The sequence below is a fragment of the Fodinicurvata halophila genome (genome assembly GCF_042651425.1).
Lineage (GTDB): Bacteria > Pseudomonadota > Alphaproteobacteria > Kiloniellales > DSM-21159 > Fodinicurvata > Fodinicurvata halophila.
In genome coordinates, this window is sequence record NZ_JBHSCW010000003.1 from 576300 (window position 1) to 600500 (window position 24201).

The following is a 24201-nucleotide window of genomic DNA, read 5'->3' on the forward strand; positions in this document are numbered from 1 at the left end:
ATGCGTTTGTTGCCCCGGTCTATCGCCATACTGTTTGGAACATTGCTTTCGATCTTGTGTCTCGTGCCCCTTGCCCAGGCTTTTGAGACAGCAGCACGCGAGGCCATACTGGTCGATTTCGAAACCGGGAGCGTTCTCTTCGAGAAGAATGCCAACAAACCCATGCCTCCGGCCTCCATGAGCAAGATCATGACCAGCTACATGGTCTTCGATCGTCTGGACGAGGGACGACTCTCGTTGGACGACAAATTGCCCGTCAGTGAAAAGGCCTGGCGCAAGGGCGGTTCCAAGATGTTCGTGGAAGTTGGCGAGGAAGTCTCCGTAGCGAATCTTCTGCGCGGAGTGATCGTTCAATCTGGCAACGATGCCTGTATCGTCCTGGCCGAAGGGATTTCCGGGAGTGAACAGGCCTTTGCCCGCGAGATGACCGAAAAAGGGCGAGAGATCGGCCTGCAGAACAGCACGTTCACCAACGCAACCGGATGGCCTGATCCTGATCACCGCATGTCCGCGCGCGATCTGGCCACCTTGGCTCGCCGGGTAATCGAGGACTTTCCCGAATATTACGAGATTTATTCGGAAACGGAATTCACCTGGAACGATATACGCCAGGGAAATCGCAACCCGCTACTCTACCGGAATATTGGAGCGGACGGCCTCAAGACCGGCCATACCGAGGAAGCCGGCTACGGTCTGACAGCCTCCGCAGTACAGAATGGACAGCGCTTGATCATGGTTGTTACCGGCCTCGACAGCGTTAACCAGCGTGCCGAAGAAGCCGACCGGCTGCTGTCCTGGGGCTTCCGTGAATTCGAGAATTTCAACCTGGCTCAGCAGGGCGAGCCCATCGACGAGGCCACAGTCTGGTTGGGGGCCGAGGACACGGTTCCTCTGGTCACGCAAAAGGATCTCGTTGTCACCTTGCCACATGCAGCCCGAGATGAACTCAATGCTCGTATTGTCTATGACGGGCCTGTGCCGGCTCCGATCCAGGAAGGGCAGTCCATAGGGACCCTGATCCTCTCGGCACCCGACATGCCGGAGCAGGAAATCCAGCTTGTGGCCGGAAAGTCCGTCGAACAGGCAGGGCTGTTCGGCCGTCTCTTCGCAGCCGGAAAATACCTGGCTTTCGGGTCCCCGTGAGATTTGATGGAGCAGGGGCGCTTCATAACAATCGAAGGCGGGGAAGGGGCCGGTAAGACCACGCAGATCGAAGCGCTCTGCCGCTATCTCGAAAGCCAACACCTGTCGGTCCTGCGAACGCGCGAACCCGGCGGCAGTGAAGGAGCCGAGGAAATTCGACGACTGATCGTCGAAGGAGCCAGCGGGCGTTGGGATGCCGAAACTGAAGCTCTTCTGGTCCTGGCGGCGCGCAGGGATCATCTGCGAAGCCTTGTCTGGCCCGCACTTTCCAACGACAGCTGGGTCGTCTGTGACCGTTTCAGTGATTCCACCTACGCCTATCAGGGGTATGGACACGGCCTGTCTTTGAAGGAACTGGATCAGCTGCATGCCTTTACGTTGGGAGACTTCCAACCGGATCTGACCTTGCTGATCGACCTGCCTGTTGAGGATGGGCTGAGGCGTGCTCGCGCGCGAAAGGGCCATGAGATACGCTTCGAGAGCATGGACACGGCCTTTCATGAACGCGTGCGACAAGGCTTTCTGGAGAGGGCACAACAGAATCCCGCCCGGATCACCATACTGGACGGGGCCCAGCCCGCCGAGTTGGTCACTCGGACAATGCTTCGCGCTGTCAGTGACATGTTCGGACTGTCGGTTCAGGAATGACCCGCAAGAACGATAAAACGGACGACGAGGTTGAGTCCGTCCCCCACCCGCGCGAAACCGCCGGCCTTCTCGGGCAGCGGGACGCGGAAGACATCTTCCGGCGCGCCATTCAGGCGCAGCGTATGCCGCATGCCTGGCTCGTGACGGGACCGAGGGGTATCGGCAAGGCTACATTGGCCTATCGGGTGGTTCGGCATATCTTTGCCAATGACTTGGGTGGAGTGCCGGAAACGGCAGGTCTCTTCGGCGAAGAACTGCCGACTGTTCCCCTGGAAGACGCGGCCAGTCTTGAGATTTCTCCTGAACACAGGGTATTTCAACAGGTCGCATCCGGCAGCTTTCCCGATCTTCGAGTTCTGGAACGCAAGGCCGACAAGGAAGGTCGCCTGAAGCGGGAAATCCCGGTGGAGGACGTGCGTCAGCTGACATCCTTCCTGCACATGACGGCCTCCAACGGAAGCTGGCGCGCAGGGATCATAGACCCGGTTGACGAGCTGACCCAGCAGGCAGCCAACGCCCTTCTCAAGATCCTGGAGGAACCTCCGGAAAAGACGCTGCTTGTTCTGGTCAGCCACAATCCGGGACGTCTTCTGCCCACAGTACGCTCTCGTTGTCGGCACCTGGCTCTTCCGCCTCTGAATACCGAAATCGTGGAGCAGCTTCTGGAAGCTCATCTGCCGGAACTGGATCAGGACAACAGAGCAGCGCTGGCTCGGCTTTCGGAAGGGAGCATCGGCCGGGCTCTTGACCTCTACGAGGCAGGAGGGCTGGATCTCTATCGGCAATTGGTCGGGATGATGAGTCAATTGCCTCAGGTCGACACCGAGACGCTGCACCAGATTGGCGACATCCTGGCCCGGGACAGCCAGGGCAGCCTGTTTCGCACGATGAGTGATCTGATTCTCTGGTGGTTGGGGCGGCTTATTCGGATGCGTGCCGTAAATGGCGCGCCGGAGGAAATTCTGGCGGGAGAGAACGAGATCATGCGCCGCCTTGCACCACGACGTGAACTTGCGGACTGGATGAGGCTATGGGAAAACCTCACCCAGCTCTTTCAGCAAACCGAGCGTGCGAGTCTGGATCGCAAGCAGGCCTTCATCACGGCTTTCGGGCGCCTGCAGGGAATGTCAGGCTGAAGCCTGCCTCTCCGGATCCTCGTATTCTCAGGTAAATCGCCAGTCGGGAGTCGACATAAAGCAATGACGCGTGATCAGAATCGCTACTACGTCACAACACCGATCTATTATGTGAATGACGTGCCCCATATTGGGCATGCCTATACCACGTTGGCCTGTGACGTGCTGGCGCGATTCATGCGTCTGGATGGCCGCCGTGTGCACTTCCTGACGGGAACCGACGAACACGGCCAGAAGGTCGAGAAATCCGCGCATAAAGCCGGCATGGAGCCACAGAAGTTCACCGACGAGGTCAGCGAGAATTTCCGGGCCCTCGCTCGCCAGATGAACTATTCCAACGATGATTTCATCCGGACAACCGAAGCGCGGCACAAGAAGGCCGTACAGGCGATCTGGAAGGCACTGACAGAGTCCGGGGACATCTACCTGGGCAGTTATGCAGGCTGGTACGCGGTGCGGGACGAAGCCTTCTACAACGAGGACGAACTGAGCCGTGACGAAGAAGGTCGGATGATCGCGCCGTCCGGTGCGGAAGCGGAATGGCTGGAAGAGCCGTCCTACTTCTTCCGCCTGTCACGCTGGCAGGAGCCCCTGCTGAAGTTCTACGAGGAGAATCCGGACTTCATCGGGCCGGAAGGCCGACGAAACGAAGTGATCTCCTTTGTGAGGGGAGGGCTGCGGGACCTGTCCGTTAGCCGAACCACCTTCAATTGGGGGATTCCGGTTCCGGATGATCCCGACCATGTGGTCTATGTCTGGCTGGATGCCCTGACCAACTATATCACCGCCGTCGGTTATCCGAACACGGACAGCGAAAATTTCAGCACGTTCTGGCCAGCAGACGTGCACATGGTCGGCAAGGATATCCTGCGTTTCCATGCTGTTTACTGGCCGGCTTTTCTGATGGCGGCGAATCTGCCTCTTCCGCGTCGGGTCTATGCCCATGGCTGGCTGATGAATCGCGGTGAGAAGATGTCAAAGTCGCTCGGCAACGTCCTGCGCCCGCAGGATTTGGTCGAAAACTACGGTCTTGACCAGGTGCGTTACTATCTTCTTCGGGAAGTGCCCTTTGGATCGGACGGCTATATCAGTCATGAATCCATGGTGGCACGCATCAATGGTGATCTGGCGAACGACCTTGGGAACCTCGCGCAGCGCGTACTCTCGATGATCTACAAGAATTGCGATGCAACCGTACCGGCACCGGCCGAGTACCATTCGGCAGACCGTATCCTGCTGGACAAGGCCGCTGGCGTCTTGGAGTCCGTACGTCGGGAATTCGCGCAGCAAACCTTTCATCGCGGCCTGGAAGCCATCTGGCAGATCGTTGGCGATGCCAACCGCTATGTGGATGAGCAGGCGCCATGGATATTGCGCAAGAGCGATCGCGAACGCATGGGGACGGTGCTCTATGTACTGGCCGATACGGTGCGGAGACTGGCCCTGATTATCCAGCCGGTTATGCCCCATGCCATGGAACGTCTGCTCGATCAGTTGAATGTATCAGGCGAACAGCGCAGCTTTGCCTATATTGAAGCGAGTCTTCAGCCGGGTGAGGTTCTGCCCAAGCCTGAAGGGATATTCCCACGTTATATTGAACCTGAAGAAAGCCAGGAAACTTCCTGATATGCTTGTAGATTCTCACTGCCACTTGGATTACCTGGAACGTGAAGGCACGGATCTGGATGAGATCGTTGCACGCGCTCGTTCGAATGGCGTCGAACGACTGGTAACGATTTGCACGAAACTGTCCGAATTCGACCAGGTCCTGGGGATTGCACGTCGGTTTCCCGAGCTCTATTGCTCTGTGGGGGTTCATCCGCACGAAGCAGGCCGGGAAGGATTGGAGGATGCGGAGCGCCTTCTGGAATTGAGCCAGGACCCGAAAGTGGTCGGTATCGGGGAAACCGGCCTCGATTACTACTACGAAAACAGTCCGCGCCAGGCCCAGCAGGTTTCCTTTCGTGCTCACATAAGTGCTTCACGTGAAAGCGGCCTGCCTTTGATCGTTCATGCGCGCGATGCCGATGAGGACACCATCGCCATCCTGCGTGAAGAGTATCAGTCGGGGCCTTATCCGGGGGTCATCCACTGTTTCACTGCGGGTCCCGCTCTGGCCGAAGCAGCCCTTGAGATCGGCTTCTATATTTCCCTGGCAGGTATCATAACCTTCAAGAAGGCTGACGAAATTCGCGAAACCGTCCGTAACGTCCCGATGGATCGCCTTTTGGTCGAAACCGATTCCCCCTTCCTGGCGCCAGTCCCGAAGCGCGGCAAGCGGAACGAGCCGTCCTATGTCGTGCACACGGCGGAGAAGCTGGCGGACATAAAGGGGGTGTCCCCGGAAGAAATCGCTGCGCGCACGAGCGAAAACTTCGACCGCCTCTTCAGTAAGGCCGCCAGAGAACAAGCCGATCTCTCCGCATGAAGGTCCGTGTACTCGGTTGTGGTGGCTCCGGAGGGGTGCCTCTGGCAACAGGAAAGCCAGGGGGGGATTGGCGCGAGTGCAATCCCGACAATCCGAAGAATCGGCGCCGCCGCTGCTCGATACATGTCGAGACCGGGCAGGGGACTGGCATCCTGATCGATACCTCACCGGACCTGCGCTCGCAGATCCTCAGCGAGGGAATTGAGCGGATCGACATGGTTCTCTTCACACACGACCATGCCGATCATACCCATGGGCTGGATGACCTGAGAGCTTTCTCCTATGGCCGAAAGGAGCCCATTCCAGCCTATATGACCCGCGACACGCATGAGACACTTAGCCGAAAGTTCTCCTATGCCTTTGAGTCGACCCATACCAATAGCCGGCTGTATCCCGCGATGCTTTCCGACCGGATAGTCGACTACGGCACCTTCCAGGCGGAAGGTCTGGAACTGACAGCGATTCGCCAATCGCATGGCAATATTGAGACAACCGGCTTTCGTATCGGGCGTATGGCTTATTCGACCGACGTCGTAGATTTTCCGGATAATGCCATGGAATACCTAAAAGACCTTGATTTATGGATCGTCGATAGCCTGCGCTTGGATCCACATCCAACCCATGCGCATTTGGAAAAGACTCTCGGATGGATCGAGGAAGTCAAACCTCGGCGGGCCGTCCTGACTCACATGAACCACACTATGGACTATGAACGGGTGAAGGCGCTGTGTCCGAGCGGTGTACAGCCTGGCTATGATGGGCTGACATTGGAGTGTGAAGAGTGAGCACAGCTCAAACGGATGTCCTGGCTCTTTCTCCGCCGGCTACACCCAATTGGCATGTCGCTGCTCCCGACGGTGTCCGGGAGGATATCGCCGGGAGTCGATCGCCGCTCTATCCACTTACCGTAGCAGCCTTGCGCACCAGCTTCAGGAATATCGTACTCGCGCAACCGCGGATCAGCTGTCTTTACCAGGCCCAAGCGGAAAGGGAAGCCGACATATACGAGCAACGGTCACCTGTCTTCGGATTCAAGGACGTGATCCAAGTCTGGAGCCTTCAGCAAAATGAACAACCGCAGCTCAGCGGCCTCGTCATCTACAGCCGAGCTCTGACGGGATATTATGATTTTGGGGTCAACAGGCGGCGCGTACGTCGATGGCTACGCGACCTGTCACGCTCTCTGGAGAGAACGGAATGATACTGCATATATTTTCCATAATATACATTATGCGAAAAACATGGTATGGGGGCGCAAGGATCGGGCTTTCCAGCATTGCCCTTCTCTGTGCCGCCATATCGGTTCTAACGCCCCCTTCATTCGCCCAGGACAGTCAGGATCTTCCCGGCATTCTCGGAACCGACAACCGGAAGCCAATCGACAGTTCCGCCTGGCCCTGGTCGTCCATAGGCCGCATCAATCGCACCGCTGGAGGATTCTGCACTGGGACACTGATCGCAACGAAGTTTGTTCTGACGGCAGCGCACTGCATGTACGATTCCCGCAACGGCCGCCCTCTTGCAGCCCAGGAGATTCACTTTGTTGCCGGCTACAAGAGAGACGACTATGTTGCCCATTCTATTGCCAGAAACATCCATGTCGCCGATGATTTTGAGTATGGCACAGCCAATGGCGAAGCCCTGTCCAATGACTGGGCTCTGGTGGAGCTGGTGAACGAAATCCCACTCAAGCCGCTTTCCGTCCATGAGTTTGCGCGTGAGGGCGAAAAGCTGAAGCTCCCGGAGGGAGCCAGCATACTGCGCGCCGGTTACAGCCAGGATCGTGCCCATCTTCTCGCAGCGCACAGCGGCTGCTCGGTTGAAGGCACAGCTGAAAGTGGACGGATTCTTCTGCATGATTGCGACGCAACCCGCGGGGATTCCGGTTCCGCCTTGTTGCTGAAAACTCAGGATGGGGATTACAGGATCCTCGGAGTCAGCGTTGCGGTTCGCACATACGGCGCGCAGGATTATGGTGTCGCCGTTCCCTCAGTGAATTTTCGTGAACAACTGAGCACGCGAAACCTGATTCCCTGAAATCTAGTCAAAAGGTGCTTTGTGACTGCGCAACAACCTCCCCAATCGAACCTCCCCAACACAAACCGTCTAATTCAGGTCATGTCGCAGTTGCGCGATCCACTACATGGATGTCCCTGGGATATTCAGCAGACCTTCGAGTCTATTGCACCCTATACGCTCGAAGAGACCTATGAAGTAATCGCCGCCATCGAGGACCGGAACATGACGGCACTCAAAGAGGAATTGGGGGATTTGCTGTTCCAGGTGATTTTCCATGCCCGGATGGCAGAGGAAGCCGGGCTGTTCGCGTTCGAGGACGTGGCCGGTGTCATTGCCGACAAGATGATCTCTCGTCATCCACATGTCTTCGGCGATGACACCGGGATGACAGTCGAAGCACAACGCGAGAGTTGGGAGGACCTGAAAGCCGCTGAGCGGAAGGAAAAAGGCCAGTTGGAGTTGTTCGACGATATTCCCAGGGCCCTTCCCGCCCTCGTGCGTGCCCGCAAGGTGCAGTCCCGTGCAGCGCGGACAGGCTTTGATTGGTCTGAACTCACACCTGTTCTGGATAAAATAACAGAGGAATTAGAAGAGCTTAGGCATGAACTCTCATACGATTCTCCAAGAGAGTACATTGAGGAAGAAACCGGTGACCTGCTGTTCGCCGTCGTCAATCTCGCGCGGCACCTGAAGGTCGATCCGGAGAGTGCGCTCAATCGAACCACAAACAAGTTCCAGAAGCGTTTCTTTCGCATGGCCGAACTGCTCGAAGCGCGCGGAGCCGATATGCAGGAGAGCTCACTCGAAATCATGGAAGAGGCCTGGCAGGATGCCAAGAAGCCTTGTTCGTCCTCATTCGATTGAATCGGAAGATTAAGCTTATAATGGAAGGCCCTGAATGTATTCGAGATATGATACCCGAAACCTGATTGCTTTCATTACGGGCGCCACAGCCGGCATTGGTGCAGCCATCGCCAGGCGTCTGGTGGCGGAAGGCGCGAAAGTCGTAATCACCGGCCGGCGAGAGGATCGATTGCAGGCTCTCAAGGAAGAGCTTGGCGAGCAGGCCTGTGCCCTGCCCCTCGACGTGCAGGACGAAACATCGATCAGAACAGCTGTCGAGTCCCTGCCCGCTGCATTCTCGGATATCAACCTGCTGATCAACAATGCCGGTCTCGCACAAGGGGGAGAACTTTCCCAAGATGCCGAGCTGGAAAACTGGCGCACCATGATCGACACCAACGTCACCGGTCTGCTCCAGATTACCCATGCACTGCTGCCCGGCATGACCGAACGAAACGAAGGACATATTATCAACATCGGTTCGGTGGCCGGTAACTACCCGGCGCCGCGCGGCAATGTCTATGCGGCCACCAAGGCGTTCGCCAATCACTTTTCCCTGACCCTGCGAGCGGACCTGGGAGGCACCGACCTGCGCGTGACCTCGATCGAGCCGGGAATGGTGGAAACGGAATTCTCGAAGGTGCGGTACAAGGGCGACGAGGAAAAGGCACGTGGCGTTTATGAGGGCCTGAAGGTCTTGAGTTCAGAAGATATCGCGGAAGCAGTCTTCTGGGCGTCAACCCTGCCGCCACACATGAACATCAACCGTATCGAAGTCATGCCCACGGCCCAGTCTTTCAATTCCTTTGCCCTCTATCCTTCCGAGGACTGATCACGGTGTCTGTCAGGTAGCGAGCAGTCTGTTCTTCACCGCTTTCCAGCTAGCCGCATCCGGTGCGAGCAGCAAGGGGCCCGGCTCGCAACTGCCGACGTCATAGTCCTGGCCTTCCGGTAGGTGGCGCGCCTGTCCCCCGAGTTCGCGATAGATCAGCACACCCGGCGCATGATCCCACGGCTTCGTGCGCGTGAAGAGAGAGAAACTGCTCTCGCCACTAACCAATCTGAGATATTCATGCCCGGAACAGCGCAGACTCTTCAGCGTGCGCAAATTTCGACGGTTTCTCTCGAAGCGTCGAACCAGCTCGGGATTGCCATAGGTTCCGAAATGCAGTGTGCCGCAAAGGTCCTGATTGCTGGCCGCAGATTGCAGCTGACAGAGACGCTTCCCGTTCCTCCAACTCCCCTGCCCGGCTTCCGCATGCAGCATGACATCCTGTACAGGCGCATAAATCCATGCCGCCCGCAGGCTTCGCCGTTCTGCCAAGGCTATCATGATGGCGAAGCAATCATTGCCGGCCGCAAAGTTCGCGGTGCCATCCACGGGATCGATGATCCAGACCGGTTTTTCGCCTCTCAGTTCCTCCAGCCCCTCGGGAACATCCTCGGAGGATTCTTCCCCCACCACGACCGAACCGGGCCAGAGAGTTCTGAGTTTCTCTGACAAGAAGGTTTCGACATCCAAATCTGCAACGGTAACGAGTTCGCCTCTGAGCTTTTCCCGGACGTCGCCCTTCTCCAGGCGCCGGAATCGTGGGAGCACGAACTCCGCGGCAGCTTGACGAACAAGTTCCGCAACTCTTTCCGGATCGAAGGCTGGCATGATCAGGGTTGGTACACTGGATGTCTCAGAAAGCAGCAGAGCCGCAGGATAACTCCCGCGGCTCCGCAAAAATACCTGGCATGTACGGGTGGGTCTTAGAAACCCATACCCATATCGCCCATGCCACCCATTCCGCCGCCGCCGGCAGCGGCTCCACCGCCGCTTTCCTTCTGATCCGGCTTCTCGGCGATCATGGCTTCCGTGGTTACCATAAGGCCCGCAACGGAGGCAGCGTCCTGCAGGGCTGTACGCACGACCTTGGTCGGGTCGATGATGCCGGCTTTCACCAGGTCGGTGTACTCACCCTTGTAGGCATCGAAGCCCCAGTTCTGGTCCTTGCTTTCCAGCAGCTTACCGGCCACGACAGCGCCATCGACGCCGGCGTTCTCGGCAATCTGGCGCACCGGTCCCTGGAGCGCCCTGCGGACAATGTCCACACCAACCTTCTGGTCTTCATTGGCCACCTTGAGCTTTTCAAGTGCCTTGGTGGAGTGGAGAAGCGCAACGCCACCGCCTGGAACGATGCCTTCCTCGACGGCTGCGCGCGTGGCGTGCAGGGCGTCGTCGACGCGGTCCTTCTTCTCCTTCACCTCGGTTTCCGTGGCACCGCCGACGCGGATGACGGCAACACCGCCGGCCAGCTTCGCCAGCCGCTCCTGCAGCTTCTCACGGTCGTAGTCCGAGGAAGTCTCCTCGATCTGGCCCTTGATCTGGTTCACGCGGGCTTCGATCTGCTTCTTCTTGCCCTGTCCCTCAACGATGGTGGTCTCGTCCTTGGTGATGGACACACGCTTGGTGCTGCCCAGCATGTCGAGGGTCACGTTCTCCAGCTTGATGCCCAGATCCTCGGAAACCACCTGGCCATCGGTCAGGACCGCGATGTCCTCAAGCATGGCCTTGCGGCGATCACCAAAGCCGGGGGCCTTGACGGCCGCGACCTTGAGGCCGCCGCGCAGCTTGTTGACCACCAGGGTGGCCAGAGCCTCGCCCTCGACATCCTCGGCAATGATCAGCAGCGGACGGCTGGACTGCACCACCGACTCGAGGATCGGCAGGAGGGCCTGCAGGTTGGAGAGCTTCTTCTCTAGAATGAGAATGTAGGGGTTCTCCAGTTCGCAGAGCATCTTTTCGGAGTTGGTGACGAAGTACGGGGAGAGATAGCCGCGGTCGAACTGCATGCCCTCGACGACCTCGAGTTCGGTCTCGAGCGACTTGGCCTCCTCGACCGTGATTACACCCTCGTTACCGACCTTCTGCATGGCTTCGGCGATCATCTCGCCGATTTCCTTGTCGCCATTGGCCGAAATCGTGCCAACCTGAGCAATCTCGCTGGAAGCGGAGATCTTGTTGGACTGTTTGCGCAGGCTCGCGACAACAGCCTTCACGGCCTCGTCGATGCCGCGCTTCAGGTCCATGGGGTTCAGGCCCGCAGCGACGGCCTTGGAGCCCTCGCGCAGAATGGTCTGCGCCAGCACGGTCGCCGTGGTGGTTCCGTCACCAGCCGTGTCATTGGTCTTGCTGGCCACCTCACGCACAAGCTGTGCGCCCATGTTCTCGAACTTGTCGGACAGTTCGATTTCCTTGGCCACCGTCACACCGTCCTTGGTGCTGCGCGGCGAACCGAAGGACTTGTCGAGAACCACGTTGCGACCCTTGGGACCCAACGTCACCTTGACCGCATCGGCCAGGGTATCGACACCACGCATCATGCGCTGGCGTGCATCGCCGCCGAACTTCAAATCTTTGGCTGCCATACTCGGTTACTCCTTGAAACTTTGTTGGGACTGGTTTGCTTCCGGAAGAGGTTCGGACGATCCGGTGATCAGCCCAGAACCCCCATGATGTCGTTCTCGCGCATGATCAGCACTTCCTTGCCATCGACCTTGACCTCCGTGCCGGACCACTTGCCGTAGAGCACGGTGTCACCAGTCTTGACATCAGGCGCGACGACCTTGCCGTCATCGCCACGGGCACCAGGGCCGACCGCGACAACCTTGCCCTGCATGGGCTTTTCCTTTGCCGTATCGGGAATAATGATTCCGCCAACGGTCGTTTCCTCGGTGTCCAACGGCTCAACAACGACGCGGTCATGCAGTGGCCGAAATTTCATTTGTTTTCTCCTCGCTAAGGACTGTGGTGACGACGGTATGTTTCATGAAAGGATTAAGCACTCATCCGCGTAGAGTGCTAACAAGGCCGACATACTAGCTCTCGCCCTAGATGAGTCAACCATCGCAAAGGTCATTGGGCATTGGCTCTCAGTCTGTGTAAGCCTTCAGGCGTGCGGCGTTCGCCGGATCCATGGACACGCGGATATGTGCCTTGCTGTCATCGTCATGACGGGAAACAACCCGCCCGTGCTCGTAGCACCAGGCCAAGGTTGCGCCATCCTTCAGATCTATGGCGAGAGATAGGAGTTCATCTCTCTCACGCAACCTCTGCTCAATGATTTCCTGAAGAAAATTCAAACCTTCTCCGGTTTCAGCCGAAACCAGGGCCTGTCCCGGCGCCCGGTCGGCCAGGTTGCGCCAGCTCTTGAGGGAGTCTTCGTCCAACAGATCGATCTTGTTCAGGACCTCGATGATCGGCTTGGACTCCGGCGCTTCTTCGCCCGTAACTCCGAGGTCGTGGAGAACCTGAAGGACTGACTGCTTGTGGAGTTCCGTCTCGGGATGCGAGATATCGCGAACATGCAAGATGATGTCAGCTTCCACCACCTCTTCCAGGGTGGCACGGAACGCCGCAACCAGATCCGTCGGCAAATCCGTGATGAAACCCACGGTGTCCGAGAGAATGGCATTCATCCCCGATGGCAACCGGATATTCCGCATGGTCGGATCCAGCGTGGCAAAAAGCTGGTCCTCCACTTTGACATTCGCCGAGGACAACCGGTTGAACAGCGTCGACTTTCCGGCATTCGTATAACCGGCCAAGGCAATGACTGGATGAGGCACACGCTGCCGGGCGGTGCGGTGCAAAGACCGCGTACGCCGAACTTGCTTCAGGGCTTTCTTGAGGCGAATGATCTGATCGTCCAGCATGCGTCGGTCGAGTTCGATCTGGCGTTCGCCGGGCCCGCCCATGAAGCCGGCACCACCACGCTGGCGTTCCAGGTGCGTCCAGGAACGCACGAGGCGTGAACGCTGATAGTTCAAGGCCGCAAGTTGAACCTGGAGGCGTCCTTCCTTGGTACGGGCACGTGCACCGAAGATCTCGAGAATCAGACCTGTCCGGTCGATAACCTTGCAATTCAGCTCGCGTTCCAGATTGCGTTGCTGGACAGGGGTAAGAGCTGAATCGACTATGACAACGACCGCCCCGGTTTCCTGAACGAGGCTGCGCAGGCGTTCGATCACGCCCATTCCGATGAGGGTTCCCGGTCTCACCTTGTCCAGCCGGACAACTTCTGAATGGGCAACCTGAAGATTGATGGCAGCGGCAAGCCCGACGGCTTCCTCAAGCCGGGCTTCGGCATGGCTGTGCGCCACGCCAGGCTTTTTCTCGACCGCATGGATGACGAGGCAAACCTCGCCCTCCACAGTCCTGCCGCTACCGGCCGTTTTCGTTTCTTCTGGAGGATTTTCCGTCAAGTAGGGACCCGTTAAGCCTCCTCACCGCCTTCCTCAGTCTCCTTCTCGGAAGGCTCGAAAAGCTGAAGAGGACCACTTGGCATGATCGTTGATATAGCGTGCTTATAGACAAGCTGGGAATGCGCATCGCGACGCAGCAGTACACAGAAGTTGTCGAACCAGGTAACGATCCCCTGCAGTTTCACGCCATTTACCAAGAATACTGTGACCGGAATCTTGTTCTTGCGGATGCTGTTCAGAAAAACATCCTGCACATTCTGGGATTTCTCGCCGGCCATTGGTTCCCCCTTTCCTTTAAGTCAGTTCATTATGATTCACGGGGTTTGCTGCTTATCTCTTACAGCACTGTAAGCGCACCGTTTACCAGATAATGATCTATCGCGATATGGCAGAAAGACCTCCGGAAAAAGCCGCACAATTTCTAGATAGTGATTTATCGCAGCAGAGCCAATAGAGAGCGACGATCACAGACATAAAAGCGTGGCACGACCTCTTCGAATTCCTGCTGGCCTGGAGGTTCCGCGCGCAGCAGGACCGGGACGCAGCCGGCGTTTTGCGCACAGATCAGATCGATATCGGTATCACCCACGAACCAGACATCTTTTCCGGGCATCACACCGGACTCCGCCAGAGCCAGCTGCACAGGTTCCGCAGCCGGCTTATCGCGCTCCGCATCCGTGGCCCCAACCACTCTGCTGAAATACCGGGCCCAACCAAGATGGTCGACTTCGCGACGCAGAAGCGGTCCGGACTTGTTACTGACGACCCCGAGGTAGAACCCGGCTTCGTGCAGGCCGGAAAGCATTTCCGCGGCCCCCTCGAGTACGCTCAGCTGCTCGATATGTTGCGCCTTGAACGCTTCGTAAAAAACATCCAGGGCCTCGTTGGAGCGATCCCCGAAGAGCTTTGGAAAACCTTCACGTGCTGAAACGCGCACCCTTTGCCGCACTTCGTCCAATGACCAAGGAGGCATGCCAAACCGTTCGAAGGTGACATGAAGGGCCGCATGGATCGTAGGCCAAGTATCGACAAGCGTATTGTCCCAGTCAAAGAGCAGAGCACGCGGCTTGCCGTGCTGAGTGATGTCATTCACGGGCAATACGATCCAGGTAGGCTTCGCGCAGTTTCATGGTTACGGAGCCGGGCTTGCCGTTGGCAACCGAGCGATCGTCAATGCGCGTGATCGGGGTGACATGGTTCGTGCTGGATGTCAGGAAGGCCTCGCGTGCCTCATAGGCCTCTTCCAGCGTGAAAGGTCTTTCCTCGAACTGCACACCTGCCTCCGCAGCCACCTCCAGCAAGCCCATGCGCGTAATTCCATTGAGAATGTCGTGATCCGCTGTACGTGTGACGAGGATGCCATCCTTCGTCACGATCCAGGCATTCGTCGACGAGCCTTCGGTGACGGTTCCATCCTCCTCGACCATCCAGGCCTCGAAGGCACCTTCCTCGACGGCGGCCTGTTTGGCCATGCAATTGGGCAGCAAGGATATGGATTTGATATCGCGGCGACGCCAGCGGATGTCTGGGACGGTCTTGACCGCAACTCCATCCTCCAGGACAGCCGTACTCTGCGGCTTCGTCTGCTTGGCAGTGATGACGATGGCCGGCTTGATTCCCTTGGGAAACTTATGATCTCGAGGTGCGACACCGCGCGTTACCTGCATGTAGACGAAACCGTTAGTCAGATAATTGCGCTCTATCACACTGTCGCAAACCAGCTGCAGTGCCCGGCGACTCATAGGCATATCCATTTGCAGTTCGGACAGCGAGCGCTCCAACCGGTCCAGGTGACGGGCCTCATCCACCAGCTTTCCGGACATGACGGGCACGACTTCGTACACGCCGTCAGCGAATTGATACCCGCGATCCTCGATATGCACACTGGCATCAGAGTGCGGCAAGTACTGACCGTTGACATAGGCTATGCGAGGCATGGTGTTGTTATCCCAGATAAAAGCGATAGTGAACTCGGAAACTGTTTAGAAGAATTCGAGTTTTACGGAGAAGAGGCGCTCGACCTTCTTGACGGCCGCGGGCTTGGCAAACAGGACAACCAAGTCACCAGCCTTGATGACCGTCTTGCCGCGCGGAATGATCACCTCTTTATTGCGGAAGATAGCCCCGATCACGACACCATCCGGAAGCGGTGCGTCACGCAGAGCTTGATTCGTCAGAGCCGAGGTTTCAAGCACTTCAGCTTCCAGAACCTCTCCGACGCCATCGGCCAGGGAATAGGCAGAACGGATCCGGCCACGACGCACATGTTGAAGAATGGTGGAAACCGTAATAGCCCGCGGACTGACGATAGTGTCGATACCGAGACCGCTGACCAGTTGGTTGTACGAACTGGAATTGATGAGCGTAATAGCCCTTCGGCAGCCCTGCTTCTTGGCCAACAGGGAGGACAGGATATTCACCTCGTCCTCGTTGGAAACCGCGATCACTGTCTCAGCCGTGCTGATATTGCTCTCGTTGAGAATATCCAGTTCCACCGCATCGCCATGAATGACAACGGATCGGGACAGGCTTTGCGCCACTTTCTCGGCCCGGCTCTTGTCGATCTCGATCAGTTTCAACTGAACCTGTGGGTGCTTGTCCTCAACGCGCTGGGCGAGATTGAGGCCGATATTCCCGCCACCGATCAGGACAACCCGCCTCGCCTCCTTCTCCTCATACCCGAAACTCATCATGGCGCGGTCAAGATGAGCGTTATGGCAGACGAAATAGACGTCATCACCCGGCATGAGCTCGTCATCACCGCCGGCGACAATCACGCTGCCGTTCCGATGGATGGCGAGAATCAGGATGTGCAGCTCCGGAAACAGTTCGGTCAGCTGTCGTAGAGGCGTGTTGATGATCGGGGTCTCTTCGCGCACGTGCACACCGATCAGGCTGATCTTGTCCTTCAGCATGGAGAGCGCGTCGAAAGCGCCGGGAACGCGCAGGCGACGCTCGATGGCCTTGGCGACCTCCAGCTCCGGAGAGATGATAACGTCGATCGGCAGGTTGTCCGTGGAAAAGAGGTCGGACCAGACAGGGTTCAGGTAACTCTGATGACGGATACGAGCGATCTTGGTCGGAATCTCGAACAGGGAATGACAGATCTGGCAGGCGACCATGTTCACCTCATCGGCATAGGTCACGGCAACCAGCATATCAGCATCCCTGGCTCCGGCTTTCTCGAGAATATCGGGATGTGAGGCGAAGCCCACGACACCGCTGACATCCAGAAGATCACTGATCTTCTGGATCAACTGCGGGGACTGGTCGATGATGGTTACGTCAGCATTCTCGCTTGCCAGGTAACGGGCGATGTTGAACCCGACCTGACCGGCCCCGCAGACGATCACTTTCATTGGCAGATCACTTTCATGCGCTTTTCCGAGGTCCTAGCGCTCGGGATTGATGCCCAGAAGCCGGAGCTTGCGATGTAATGCCGAGCGCTCCATGCCCACGAAGGATGCTGTTCGAGATATATTCCCGCTGAATCGATTGATCTGGGCTTCCAGATACTGCTTTTCGAATTTCTCCCGCGCCTGCCGCAGGGGAAGCGCCAGAATATCGCTGCTGTTCGCCCCCGACAACACGGCCGAGGACTTCGAGGTGATTTCCGGCGGCAGCATGTCGGCGGTAATCGGCTCGGCGACACCGCCCGGAGCCATGATCAGCAGCCAGTCGATCATGTTGCGCAACTGTCGGACATTGCCGGGCCAATCATAGGTCTGCAGCATGGCCATGGCATCCTCACTGATTTCACGCATGGGCAAACCGGAATTATCCGAAGTTCGCGACATGAAATAGTGGCTTAGATGAGGAATGTCCTCGCGTCTCTCGCGCAGGGACGGCACTTTCAGCGGCACTACGTTGAGCCTGTAATAGAGATCCTCACGAAAGCGTCCTTCGCCGATCAACTCGGAAAGGTCCCGATTCGTCGAGGCGATGACGCGCACATCCACCTCGACACGACGACTGCCCCCGACCCGCTCGAAGGTCTGTTCCTGCAGGACGCGGACGATCTTGCCCTGGGTCTCCAGCGGCATATCGGCCACCTCGTCCAGGAACAGGGTTCCCCCATGGGCCCTCTCGAAGGTTCCAATCTTGTTGCCGGTGCCACCTTCCGAATTGCCGTCCCCTTCCTGACCGAACAGTTCGCTTTCCATACGGTCCGGATGCATTGTCGCACAATTCAGCACGATGAACGGTCCGTTGGCTCGACGCGAATGTCCGTGCAACTGGCGCGCTACGACTTCCTTGCCGGTTCCCGCTGCTCCCGTGATCAGTACGCGACTGCCCGTCGGAGCAACCTTCTGGACCGATTGCCGTAGCTGGTTGACCGCAGTACTCTTGCCGATCAACTCGGTTTCAGGGGCGCCGCGCAGGCGCAGTTCCTCATTCTCGCGTCGCAGGCGCGAAGCCTCGATGGCCCGCTCGACAATCAGGAGCATACGGTCAGCCTTGAAGGGCTTCTCGATAAAGTCGTAGGCCCCCAGCTTGATGGCGTTCACGGCGGTCTCGATCGTTCCGTGGCCGCTGATCATGACCACCGGTACGCCACTATGCTCGTTCTCTATGACCTCCAGCAGGCCCAGCCCGTCAAGGCGGGAATTCTGCAGCCATATATCAAGGATGACGAGGTGAGGGCGCCGGGTCCGCAATGCCTCCAGCGCCGCATCGCTATCTGCCACACTGCGGGCTTCATAGCCTTCATCCTGAAGAACCCCTTCGATCAGAAGACGAATATCAGCCTCGTCATCAACGATCAGAATATCGTTCGCCATCTCATACCCTTGCCAAGTTATCTGATGCCGGTCCTTCCAGGTGAGGACCGGTATTCCTGCCCTGTTCGGGTTTCGGGAGCCGGAGTCTTATAAGCGCACCGCCCCCCTCTCGGTCACTAAGAGCAATCTGTCCGCCATGGTCTTCCATGATCTTCTTCACGATCGCCAGGCCAAGTCCGGTTCCCCCTTCGCGGCTCGTGACATAGGGTTCCGTCAAGCGCTCGCGCTGGCTTGCGGGCAGGCCTCTCCCATTGTCCGTGATCCGGATCACCCAGTGTTCGTTCTCTTCTTCCAGGGTGATGCCGATTTCGCCGGATTCGATGTCGGACAGTCCACGCGCTTGCTCTTCCTGCTGGCGTTCCGAAATGGACTCCGAGCCATTCTTGATCAGGTTGGTCAGAACCTGGCGAAGTTGGGCGGGATCCACCTGACAATCCGCAGCTTCGTCTGGCAGGTTCGCCGAGATTTCGATGTCGCTGCCGGAAGCCTTGTAGAGATCGACCGCTTCGTTGATCAGCTGTCTGAGGTCGTGCTGCGCCATGGCGGGCGTGGGCATTCTCGCGAAGGAAGAGAACTCGTCCACCATGTGCCCGATGTCCCCAACCTGCCGCACGATGGTCTCGATACAGGCGTTGAAGGTCTCCGGATCCTCGTCGATCTGCTTGAGATACTTCCGCTTGAGCCGTTCGGCCGATAGCTGAATCGGGGTCAGCGGGTTCTTGATCTCATGGGCAATTCGGCGCGCCACATCGGCCCAGGCGGCTTTCCGCTGGGCTGACAGAAGCTCCGAGATATCGTCGAAGGTCACCACGAAACCGATGATATTGTCCTCGTCATGCTCCGCGGCAATGCGGACCAGGAAGGTGCGGCTGTAGCCATCCCGGCGGGTCAGCGTTACCTGGCGCTCATGAACCTTTCCAGGTTTGCGGGCCGCCAGATCTATAAGGGTGCGCACATCCCGAGACAGATTGCTCAATCGACGACCATGCAACTGGTCTTCGCTGAGGGAGAGCAGTTCGCAGGCCGAGCGGTTTGCAACAGTGACGCGGTGGGAACGGTCGAGACCGATCACGCCCGCCGACACGCCGGACAGGACCGTCTCGATAAACCGCCGGCGGGCCTCTATTTGCCAGTTGGCCTTCAGGAGTTGTTCCTGCTGATGCTGCAGTTCCGAGGTCATGCGGTTGAAGGCCATGGCCAGCGACCCGACCTCGTCATCCGGATTGAAGCGCTCGACACGGGCGCTCAGGTCCCCTGCCCCCACCTTGTCGGCAGCCGAGATCAGATGCCCGATCGGCTTGCTGAGCCGGTCCGCGAAGGCCAGCCCGACCCATGCCGCCGCGAGCAGCAGAAGAATGGCCACAATGAAGAATATCAGGGCAAAGGTGACCAGCAGGCCGGCGCGTTCACCTTCGAGCTGCTCATAGAGCTGAACGGCCGTCGAGGTCTTCTCCAGGTGCGCCAGGACATCCGGGTCGATCAGTCGTCCGATCAGCAGGTAGGTATCGACAAAGATGTCGAGCTTGACCAGGGCGCGCACCCTGTTGTCGTTCTCGTCGGTCAGGATGACCGCCCTGTCCTCCCCGGCCCGCTGGAATGCAGATTCAGGGACATCCGGCTTGACCTGGAACAGCGAACCTATGCCGACCTGGGCCATGATCCGGCCCGAGGGCTGAAAAACCGTGGCTTCTGTCAGGGAGCGTACTGCCGCCTGGTTGGCAACAAACTGGGCGAACTGATTGGAGTCCATGGACAGCATGCGCCCTGAGCGATTCAGGTCGCTGGCCATAGCCTGGACATCCGACATGATGTTTCGCTTGTGCTCTTCCTCATAGGCTTGGGCCACCTGGAGCGACTCCCGGATCGCAGTGCTGACCCGGTCGCTGAACCACGATTGCAGTCCGAACTCGAAGAGCATCACGGCAAAGATCACGATGATCATGCTCGGCAGTACGGCCACCAGGGCAAAGAGGCCCACGAGCCGTGAATGCAGACGCGCTCCGGCGGCGGCTCGTCTGCGCTGAACCCAAAGCTGGACCAGACGGCGTATAATCAGGACACTGAGAAAAACCAGGAACACTAGGTCCAGGACGAGGAGCAGCAGGATGCTGCGCGGATCCCCCGCTCCCGGCAGGCGTCCGGTCATGGCGGCAAAGGTCGCTATGCCGCTGAGTACGGCCGCCAGCAACAGCAGGGCGGAAAACTTGCGTTCGAGACCGTAGCGCTGGGACCAGGCCTTGAGCCGCCTGTACATGCGCAAGGGCAGTTTGCCGTTTTCAGAAGCCGGGGAATCTGAATCGTCCATAGACCATCTCTAAGCCATCATGATAGCCGCCATCAAGCGATTGTTGCCATGAAGCAACAGTCTATTTAAGGCCCTTGACGATTTCGATCTCCAGTTCGTTGATCTTCTTGCGCAGAGTGTTCCGGTTCAGGCCCAGTACCTGGGCAGCCTTGATCTGGTTGCCGCGCGTGGCGCCCAGCGTCAATTCTATCAGAGGCTTTTCCACCTCGCGAAGGACGCGGTCATAGAGACCAGAGGCCGGTAGTTCCTCGGCATGAGCATCGAAGTATTCCTTGAGAACCTGCTCGACGACCCCACCCAGTGACTTTGATGACGCAGTCTGTGTATTTTCGGACACGACCAGTTCGCTCAATTCCGAGCGAATGATTTCCGCCGTTATGGCTTCCTGGCTATAAAGCGCCATCAGACGGCTGATGAAATTCTCCAATTCCCGGACATTCCCCGGCCACTTGTACGACTTGAGCAGATCCATGCCGCTGGCTTCGATCACCTTGGCCGGCAGCCCCTGTTTCTGGGCTTCCTGCATGAAATGACGTATCAGTTCCGGGATATCGTCCCTGCGCTCACGCAGGGGAGGCAGGCGAATCGGGACCACATTGAGACGATAGAAGAGGTCATCGCGGAAAAGCCCGCCGCGAACCATTTGGCGCAGGTCCCGGTGCGTTGCCGCTATGATCCGTACATCGGCCCGAATCGGCGTGCGCCCACCCACAGTCGTGTACTCGCCCTCCTGGAGGACCCGCAGCAGGCGGGTTTGCGCCTCAAGAGGCATGTCCCCGATTTCGTCCAGGAAGAGCGTACCGCGCGAGGCCTGCTCGAAACGGCCGGCGGACCGGGCGGTCGCCCCGGTAAAAGCCCCTTTTTCGTGGCCAAAAAGTTCGCTTTCGATCAGTTCACGCGGAATCGCCGCCATATTGACCGGTACGAATGGGCCATGGCTGCGCTTGCCATAGTCGTGCAGCGCACGCGCCACCAGTTCCTTGCCCGTCCCGGACTCTCCGTAGATCATGGCCGTCAGGTCGGTTCCCATGAGGCGCGCCAGCACGCGATAGATTTCCTGCATGGCAGGCGAGCGCCCGATCAGTGGCAGATCCTCCTCCGCTTGGCCGCCCTCTTCAGGCATTACCTTCGAAGCCTGCGGTTCCGTGAGAGCACGATCGACAACCTGAATGAGTTCGTGCAGGTCGAATGGCTTGGGCAGGTACTCAAAGGCCCCACGCTCCGTAGCCTTGACGGCTGTCAGCAGCGTCTTGTGCGCACTCATGACGATCACCCGCAAGTCGGGCCTGTGTTTCTTGATGCGAGGGATAAGGTCGAGGCCGTTCTCATCGGGCATGATGACATCGGTGATCACCAAATCTCCGTCACCCGCCTCGATCCACTGCCACAGGGTCGCCGCCGTTCCGGTCGTACGTACTTCATAGCCTTCGCGCCCCAGCGCCTGGGTAATCACGGTGCGGATGGCACGATCATCGTCCGCGACCAATATGGTTGCCTTGGTCATCGCTGCCTCACCCGCGTTCATCAGCCATGGGCAGCATCAAGCGGAACAGGGTCCTGCGTGGTTCACTGTCCACCTCGATCATACCACCGTGGTCATCGACAATCTTGGCAACCAGGGCCAGTCCCAACCCCTTGCCATCCGGCTTGCTGGTGACGAATGGATCGAACAGACTGGATTTCATCTCTTCGGAAATACCGGGGCCATTATCCTGAATTCCCACCATGAGCGGCAGGTCGACACGAGCTCCGCCTCCGGGAACCGCCAAGCGGACGCCCTGTTGGTAACCGGTGCGCAACTGCACCTCGGGGGCGCGACCGTCCGCGGCCTCGGCCGCATTCTTGACAAGGTTCAAAAGCGCCTGGATCAAGAGGTCGCGATTGCCGAGAACCTCGGGCAAGGAGGGATCGTAGTTTTCCACGAAGCGGACATTCTTCGCGAATCCATTCTCCGCCAGACGACGGACGTGTCCGAGCACCTCGTGAATATTGACCGGTTTGCGCTCAATGGGTTGCTGGCTGGAAAACATCTCCATGCGATCAACCAACCCTACGATGCGATCAGATTCCTCGCAGATCAGCCGGGTGAGCTCCCGGTCCTGTTCGGCAACCGAACTTTCCAGCAATTGCGCGGCCCCGCGTATACCCGAGAGCGGATTCTTGACTTCATGAGCCAGCATGGCCGCCATGGCTGTCACCGACCGTGCCGCATTGCGATGAACCAACTGGTCTTCCATGCGACGGGCCATGGAACGCACGGACAGGCAGATCGCTATGGTGTCGGCCTCTTCGGGAATCGGCGAAACCTCGGCCGCCACGAGATGTGACCCAATCTTGGGGGATTCCAGCGTGATGTCCGACTCGGAAATGCTGTAACCCTTGCGACGCACCTGCTCCACAAGAGTCAGCAACGGATTGTCAGAAGGCAGGACCGACGTGATCTCGCGGCCCGTCAACGTGGCTGCAGACGCCGCGAACAATTGCTCCGCAGCCAGGTTGAGACTGGCAAAGCGATTGTTCTCGTCAAGCACGAAAACCGGCAACGCCAGAGCGCCCAGAACGGATCCGGGATCGATCTTGCGCGCCTTGTCTTCTGTCCTGTCGCTGTCTTCAGGAGTCTGCGTCATCAGGCGGCCGCTACCTCCGCATTCTCGGCAAAGACACGACGGATTTCCGTCTGCACATCTTCAGGTTTGGCAATCTTGTTGATCCGCTCTCGAAAGGCATTTGCGCCCCTCAGTCCGTGGAGCGACCAGGCGATATGCTTGCGGGCGATACGCACACCCTGCTCACGGCCATAGTGGGAAAGCAGCGAATCGTAATGCTGAAGCAGGCAGGCGCATCGCTCCTCCAGGCAAGGCTCCGGAGAAAGCGCCCCCGTTCGCAGGTAATCCTGAATCCGGCGGATCAACCAGGGACGCCCGCAGGTCGCGCGCCCCACCATGACCCCTTGGGCCCCGGATTTCTGCAGGGCCATGCGTGCATCTTCCGGCGTGGCTATGTCTCCGTTCACCACGACAGGCAAGCTGGTCGAGGCCACCACCTCAGCAACCGCCTGCCAGTTGGCAGAACCATTGTAGAGCTGACAGCGTGTGCGGCCATGTACCGTAATCAGCTTGATCCCGCTGTCCTCGGCAATGCGAGCCAAGCGCGGGGCATTGCGGTTTTCATCGTCCCATCCCAAACGCATCTTCAGGGTTACTGGAACGTCCACGGCCCGCACTACGGCCGAGAGGATATCTCCTGCCAGCTTTTCGTCCCGCATCAGGGCAGAACCGGCCAGTTTGTTGACGACCTTCTTCACCGGACAACCGAAATTGATATCGATCAGAGCCGCCCCGCGATCCTGGTTCAGGCGTGCCGCTTCGGCCATGACTTCCGGATCGCACCCAGCCAGCTGAACGGCCATGGGGGATTCCTCATCGCACCCCGTGGCCATCTTCATCGATTGCCGGGTCTGGCGAATCATTGCTTCGCTGGCGATCATCTCCGAGAAGACCAGTCCGCAGCCCCACTGGCGCACCAAGCGCCGAAACGGCTGATCCGAAATACCGGACATCGGAGCCAGGAAGACAGGGTCCTCGATGGTGATATTGGCGATGGAAATGCTCATTGCTTAGGCAATATTCCCCGATGCCTAATTTGTAA

At 58.2% G+C, this 24201-nt stretch carries 24 protein-coding genes; 11 read left to right on the top strand and 13 right to left on the bottom strand.

Annotated elements, in window-relative coordinates; genetic code table 11:
• From ACFOW6_RS07500 to ACFOW6_RS07545, 10 genes are all read left to right on the top strand, one after another.
• A complete protein-coding gene (locus ACFOW6_RS07500; protein ID WP_382421717.1) occupies positions 1-1143 on the top strand; it encodes a D-alanyl-D-alanine carboxypeptidase family protein in 1143 nt (380 codons plus the stop codon).
• A gap of 6 nt (positions 1144-1149) precedes the next feature.
• Complete coding sequence (gene tmk, locus ACFOW6_RS07505) at positions 1150-1791, top strand: dTMP kinase (RefSeq protein ID WP_382421718.1); 642 nt, start codon at positions 1150-1152, stop codon at positions 1789-1791.
• Positions 1788-2927 carry a DNA polymerase III subunit delta' gene (locus ACFOW6_RS07510; protein ID WP_382421719.1) on the top strand — a complete coding sequence of 380 codons (1140 nt, stop codon included), beginning with the start codon at positions 1788-1790 and terminating at the stop codon, positions 2925-2927. The genes tmk and ACFOW6_RS07510 overlap by 4 nt, the downstream gene beginning before the upstream one ends.
• A 63-nt stretch (positions 2928-2990) precedes the next feature.
• Positions 2991-4553 (top strand): methionine--tRNA ligase, encoded by a 1563-nt coding sequence (metG, locus tag ACFOW6_RS07515; RefSeq protein WP_382421720.1) that lies wholly within the window; start codon positions 2991-2993, stop codon positions 4551-4553.
• Between the two features lies 1 nt (position 4554).
• The gene (locus ACFOW6_RS07520; RefSeq protein ID WP_382421721.1) at positions 4555-5355 is read left to right on the top strand and encodes a TatD family hydrolase; all 801 of its coding nucleotides are present in this window, start codon (positions 4555-4557) and stop codon (positions 5353-5355) included.
• Entirely contained in the window at positions 5352-6140 is a 789-nt protein-coding gene (locus tag ACFOW6_RS07525; RefSeq protein ID WP_382421722.1) for an MBL fold metallo-hydrolase, read from the top strand. Before ACFOW6_RS07520 ends, ACFOW6_RS07525 begins: the two co-directional genes overlap by 4 nt.
• Entirely contained in the window at positions 6137-6556 is a 420-nt protein-coding gene (locus ACFOW6_RS07530; RefSeq protein ID WP_382421723.1) for a DUF1499 domain-containing protein, read from the top strand. Before ACFOW6_RS07525 ends, ACFOW6_RS07530 begins: the two co-directional genes overlap by 4 nt.
• The gene (locus ACFOW6_RS07535; RefSeq protein ID WP_382421724.1) at positions 6553-7392 is read left to right on the top strand and encodes a trypsin-like serine peptidase; all 840 of its coding nucleotides are present in this window, start codon (positions 6553-6555) and stop codon (positions 7390-7392) included. The genes ACFOW6_RS07530 and ACFOW6_RS07535 overlap by 4 nt, the downstream gene beginning before the upstream one ends.
• A 21-nt stretch (positions 7393-7413) precedes the next feature.
• Positions 7414-8238, top strand: coding sequence for a nucleoside triphosphate pyrophosphohydrolase (gene mazG / locus ACFOW6_RS07540; protein ID WP_382421725.1), 825 nt, complete (start codon positions 7414-7416; stop codon positions 8236-8238).
• Positions 8239-8272: 34 nt separating this feature from the next.
• Positions 8273-9049 carry an SDR family NAD(P)-dependent oxidoreductase gene (locus ACFOW6_RS07545; protein WP_382421726.1) on the top strand — a complete coding sequence of 259 codons (777 nt, stop codon included), beginning with the start codon at positions 8273-8275 and terminating at the stop codon, positions 9047-9049.
• Positions 9050-9061: 12 nt separating this feature from the next.
• On the opposite strand, the gene ACFOW6_RS07550 is transcribed toward ACFOW6_RS07545, so the two are convergent.
• The 4 genes from ACFOW6_RS07550 to hflX all read right to left on the bottom strand — a co-directional run bounded on the left by ACFOW6_RS07550 (position 9062) and on the right by hflX (position 13365).
• The gene (locus ACFOW6_RS07550) at positions 9062-9877 is read right to left on the bottom strand and encodes an inositol monophosphatase family protein (RefSeq protein WP_382421727.1); all 816 of its coding nucleotides are present in this window, start codon (positions 9875-9877) and stop codon (positions 9062-9064) included.
• Between the two features lie 95 nt (positions 9878-9972).
• Complete coding sequence (gene groL / locus ACFOW6_RS07555; RefSeq protein WP_382421728.1) at positions 9973-11631, bottom strand: chaperonin GroEL; 1659 nt, start codon at positions 11629-11631, stop codon at positions 9973-9975.
• A 68-nt stretch (positions 11632-11699) separates the two neighbouring features.
• Positions 11700-11987 carry a co-chaperone GroES gene (gene groES, locus ACFOW6_RS07560; RefSeq protein WP_382421729.1) on the bottom strand — a complete coding sequence of 96 codons (288 nt, stop codon included), beginning with the start codon at positions 11985-11987 and terminating at the stop codon, positions 11700-11702.
• A gap of 148 nt (positions 11988-12135) precedes the next feature.
• Entirely contained in the window at positions 12136-13365 is a 1230-nt protein-coding gene (hflX, locus tag ACFOW6_RS07565; RefSeq protein ID WP_382422101.1) for a GTPase HflX, read from the bottom strand.
• Here hflX and ACFOW6_RS07570 point away from each other — a divergent pair.
• Positions 13288-13482 (top strand): hypothetical protein, encoded by a 195-nt coding sequence (locus ACFOW6_RS07570; protein ID WP_382422110.1) that lies wholly within the window; start codon positions 13288-13290, stop codon positions 13480-13482. The two genes, hflX and ACFOW6_RS07570, sit on opposite strands and share 78 nt — an antisense overlap.
• Here ACFOW6_RS07570 and hfq read toward each other — a convergent pair.
• From hfq to dusB, 9 genes are all read right to left on the bottom strand, one after another.
• Entirely contained in the window at positions 13479-13745 is a 267-nt protein-coding gene (gene hfq / locus ACFOW6_RS07575) for an RNA chaperone Hfq (protein ID WP_382421730.1), read from the bottom strand. The genes ACFOW6_RS07570 and hfq overlap by 4 nt on opposite strands.
• 155 nt (positions 13746-13900) lie before the next feature.
• Positions 13901-14560, bottom strand: coding sequence for an HAD family hydrolase (locus tag ACFOW6_RS07580; protein WP_382421731.1), 660 nt, complete (start codon positions 14558-14560; stop codon positions 13901-13903).
• Positions 14553-15404 (bottom strand): D-amino-acid transaminase, encoded by an 852-nt coding sequence (dat, locus tag ACFOW6_RS07585; protein WP_382421732.1) that lies wholly within the window; start codon positions 15402-15404, stop codon positions 14553-14555. Before dat ends, ACFOW6_RS07580 begins: the two co-directional genes overlap by 8 nt.
• A gap of 45 nt (positions 15405-15449) precedes the next feature.
• Positions 15450-16826, bottom strand: a complete 1377-nt coding sequence (gene trkA, locus ACFOW6_RS07590) for a Trk system potassium transporter TrkA (protein ID WP_382421733.1) — start codon at positions 16824-16826, stop codon at positions 15450-15452.
• A 33-nt stretch (positions 16827-16859) separates the two neighbouring features.
• Complete coding sequence (ntrX, locus tag ACFOW6_RS07595) at positions 16860-18248, bottom strand: nitrogen assimilation response regulator NtrX (protein ID WP_382421734.1); 1389 nt, start codon at positions 18246-18248, stop codon at positions 16860-16862.
• Position 18249: 1 nt separating this feature from the next.
• Positions 18250-20553 (bottom strand): sensor histidine kinase NtrY-like, encoded by a 2304-nt coding sequence (locus ACFOW6_RS07600; protein ID WP_382421735.1) that lies wholly within the window; start codon positions 20551-20553, stop codon positions 18250-18252.
• A 61-nt stretch (positions 20554-20614) separates the two neighbouring features.
• The gene (gene ntrC, locus ACFOW6_RS07605; protein WP_382421736.1) at positions 20615-22057 is read right to left on the bottom strand and encodes a nitrogen regulation protein NR(I); all 1443 of its coding nucleotides are present in this window, start codon (positions 22055-22057) and stop codon (positions 20615-20617) included.
• 7 nt (positions 22058-22064) lie between these two features.
• Entirely contained in the window at positions 22065-23180 is a 1116-nt protein-coding gene (locus tag ACFOW6_RS07610; RefSeq protein ID WP_382421737.1) for a two-component system sensor histidine kinase NtrB, read from the bottom strand.
• Entirely contained in the window at positions 23180-24166 is a 987-nt protein-coding gene (gene dusB / locus ACFOW6_RS07615; protein WP_382421738.1) for a tRNA dihydrouridine synthase DusB, read from the bottom strand. The genes ACFOW6_RS07610 and dusB overlap by 1 nt, the downstream gene beginning before the upstream one ends.
• Between the last annotated feature and the right edge of the window lie 35 nt (positions 24167-24201).

What these genes read in the sequence shown, in the direction of transcription:
- ntrX (WP_382421734.1), bottom strand. Translation starts at nt 18,248, where the DNA reads ATGGCGAACGATATTCTGATCGTTGATGACGAGGCTGATATTCGTCTT.
- ACFOW6_RS07545 (WP_382421726.1), top strand. Translation starts at nt 8,273, where the DNA reads ATGTATTCGAGATATGATACCCGAAACCTGATTGCTTTCATTACGGGC.
- ACFOW6_RS07535 (WP_382421724.1), top strand. Translation starts at nt 6,553, where the DNA reads ATGATACTGCATATATTTTCCATAATATACATTATGCGAAAAACATGG.
- groES (WP_382421729.1), bottom strand. Translation starts at nt 11,987, where the DNA reads ATGAAATTTCGGCCACTGCATGACCGCGTCGTTGTTGAGCCGTTGGAC.
- ntrC (WP_382421736.1), bottom strand. Translation starts at nt 22,057, where the DNA reads ATGACCAAGGCAACCATATTGGTCGCGGACGATGATCGTGCCATCCGC.
- ACFOW6_RS07500 (WP_382421717.1), top strand. Translation starts at nt 1, where the DNA reads ATGCGTTTGTTGCCCCGGTCTATCGCCATACTGTTTGGAACATTGCTT.
- dusB (WP_382421738.1), bottom strand. Translation starts at nt 24,166, where the DNA reads ATGAGCATTTCCATCGCCAATATCACCATCGAGGACCCTGTCTTCCTG.
- hfq (WP_382421730.1), bottom strand. Translation starts at nt 13,745, where the DNA reads ATGGCCGGCGAGAAATCCCAGAATGTGCAGGATGTTTTTCTGAACAGC.
- metG (WP_382421720.1), top strand. Translation starts at nt 2,991, where the DNA reads ATGACGCGTGATCAGAATCGCTACTACGTCACAACACCGATCTATTAT.
- ACFOW6_RS07510 (WP_382421719.1), top strand. Translation starts at nt 1,788, where the DNA reads ATGACCCGCAAGAACGATAAAACGGACGACGAGGTTGAGTCCGTCCCC.
- ACFOW6_RS07570 (WP_382422110.1), top strand. Translation starts at nt 13,288, where the DNA reads ATGGGCAACCTGAAGATTGATGGCAGCGGCAAGCCCGACGGCTTCCTC.
- tmk (WP_382421718.1), top strand. Translation starts at nt 1,150, where the DNA reads ATGGAGCAGGGGCGCTTCATAACAATCGAAGGCGGGGAAGGGGCCGGT.
- groL (WP_382421728.1), bottom strand. Translation starts at nt 11,631, where the DNA reads ATGGCAGCCAAAGATTTGAAGTTCGGCGGCGATGCACGCCAGCGCATG.
- ACFOW6_RS07525 (WP_382421722.1), top strand. Translation starts at nt 5,352, where the DNA reads ATGAAGGTCCGTGTACTCGGTTGTGGTGGCTCCGGAGGGGTGCCTCTG.
- ACFOW6_RS07610 (WP_382421737.1), bottom strand. Translation starts at nt 23,180, where the DNA reads ATGACGCAGACTCCTGAAGACAGCGACAGGACAGAAGACAAGGCGCGC.
- ACFOW6_RS07600 (WP_382421735.1), bottom strand. Translation starts at nt 20,553, where the DNA reads ATGGACGATTCAGATTCCCCGGCTTCTGAAAACGGCAAACTGCCCTTG.
- dat (WP_382421732.1), bottom strand. Translation starts at nt 15,404, where the DNA reads ATGCCTCGCATAGCCTATGTCAACGGTCAGTACTTGCCGCACTCTGAT.
- trkA (WP_382421733.1), bottom strand. Translation starts at nt 16,826, where the DNA reads ATGAAAGTGATCGTCTGCGGGGCCGGTCAGGTCGGGTTCAACATCGCC.
- ACFOW6_RS07520 (WP_382421721.1), top strand. Translation starts at nt 4,555, where the DNA reads ATGCTTGTAGATTCTCACTGCCACTTGGATTACCTGGAACGTGAAGGC.
- ACFOW6_RS07550 (WP_382421727.1), bottom strand. Translation starts at nt 9,877, where the DNA reads ATGCCAGCCTTCGATCCGGAAAGAGTTGCGGAACTTGTTCGTCAAGCT.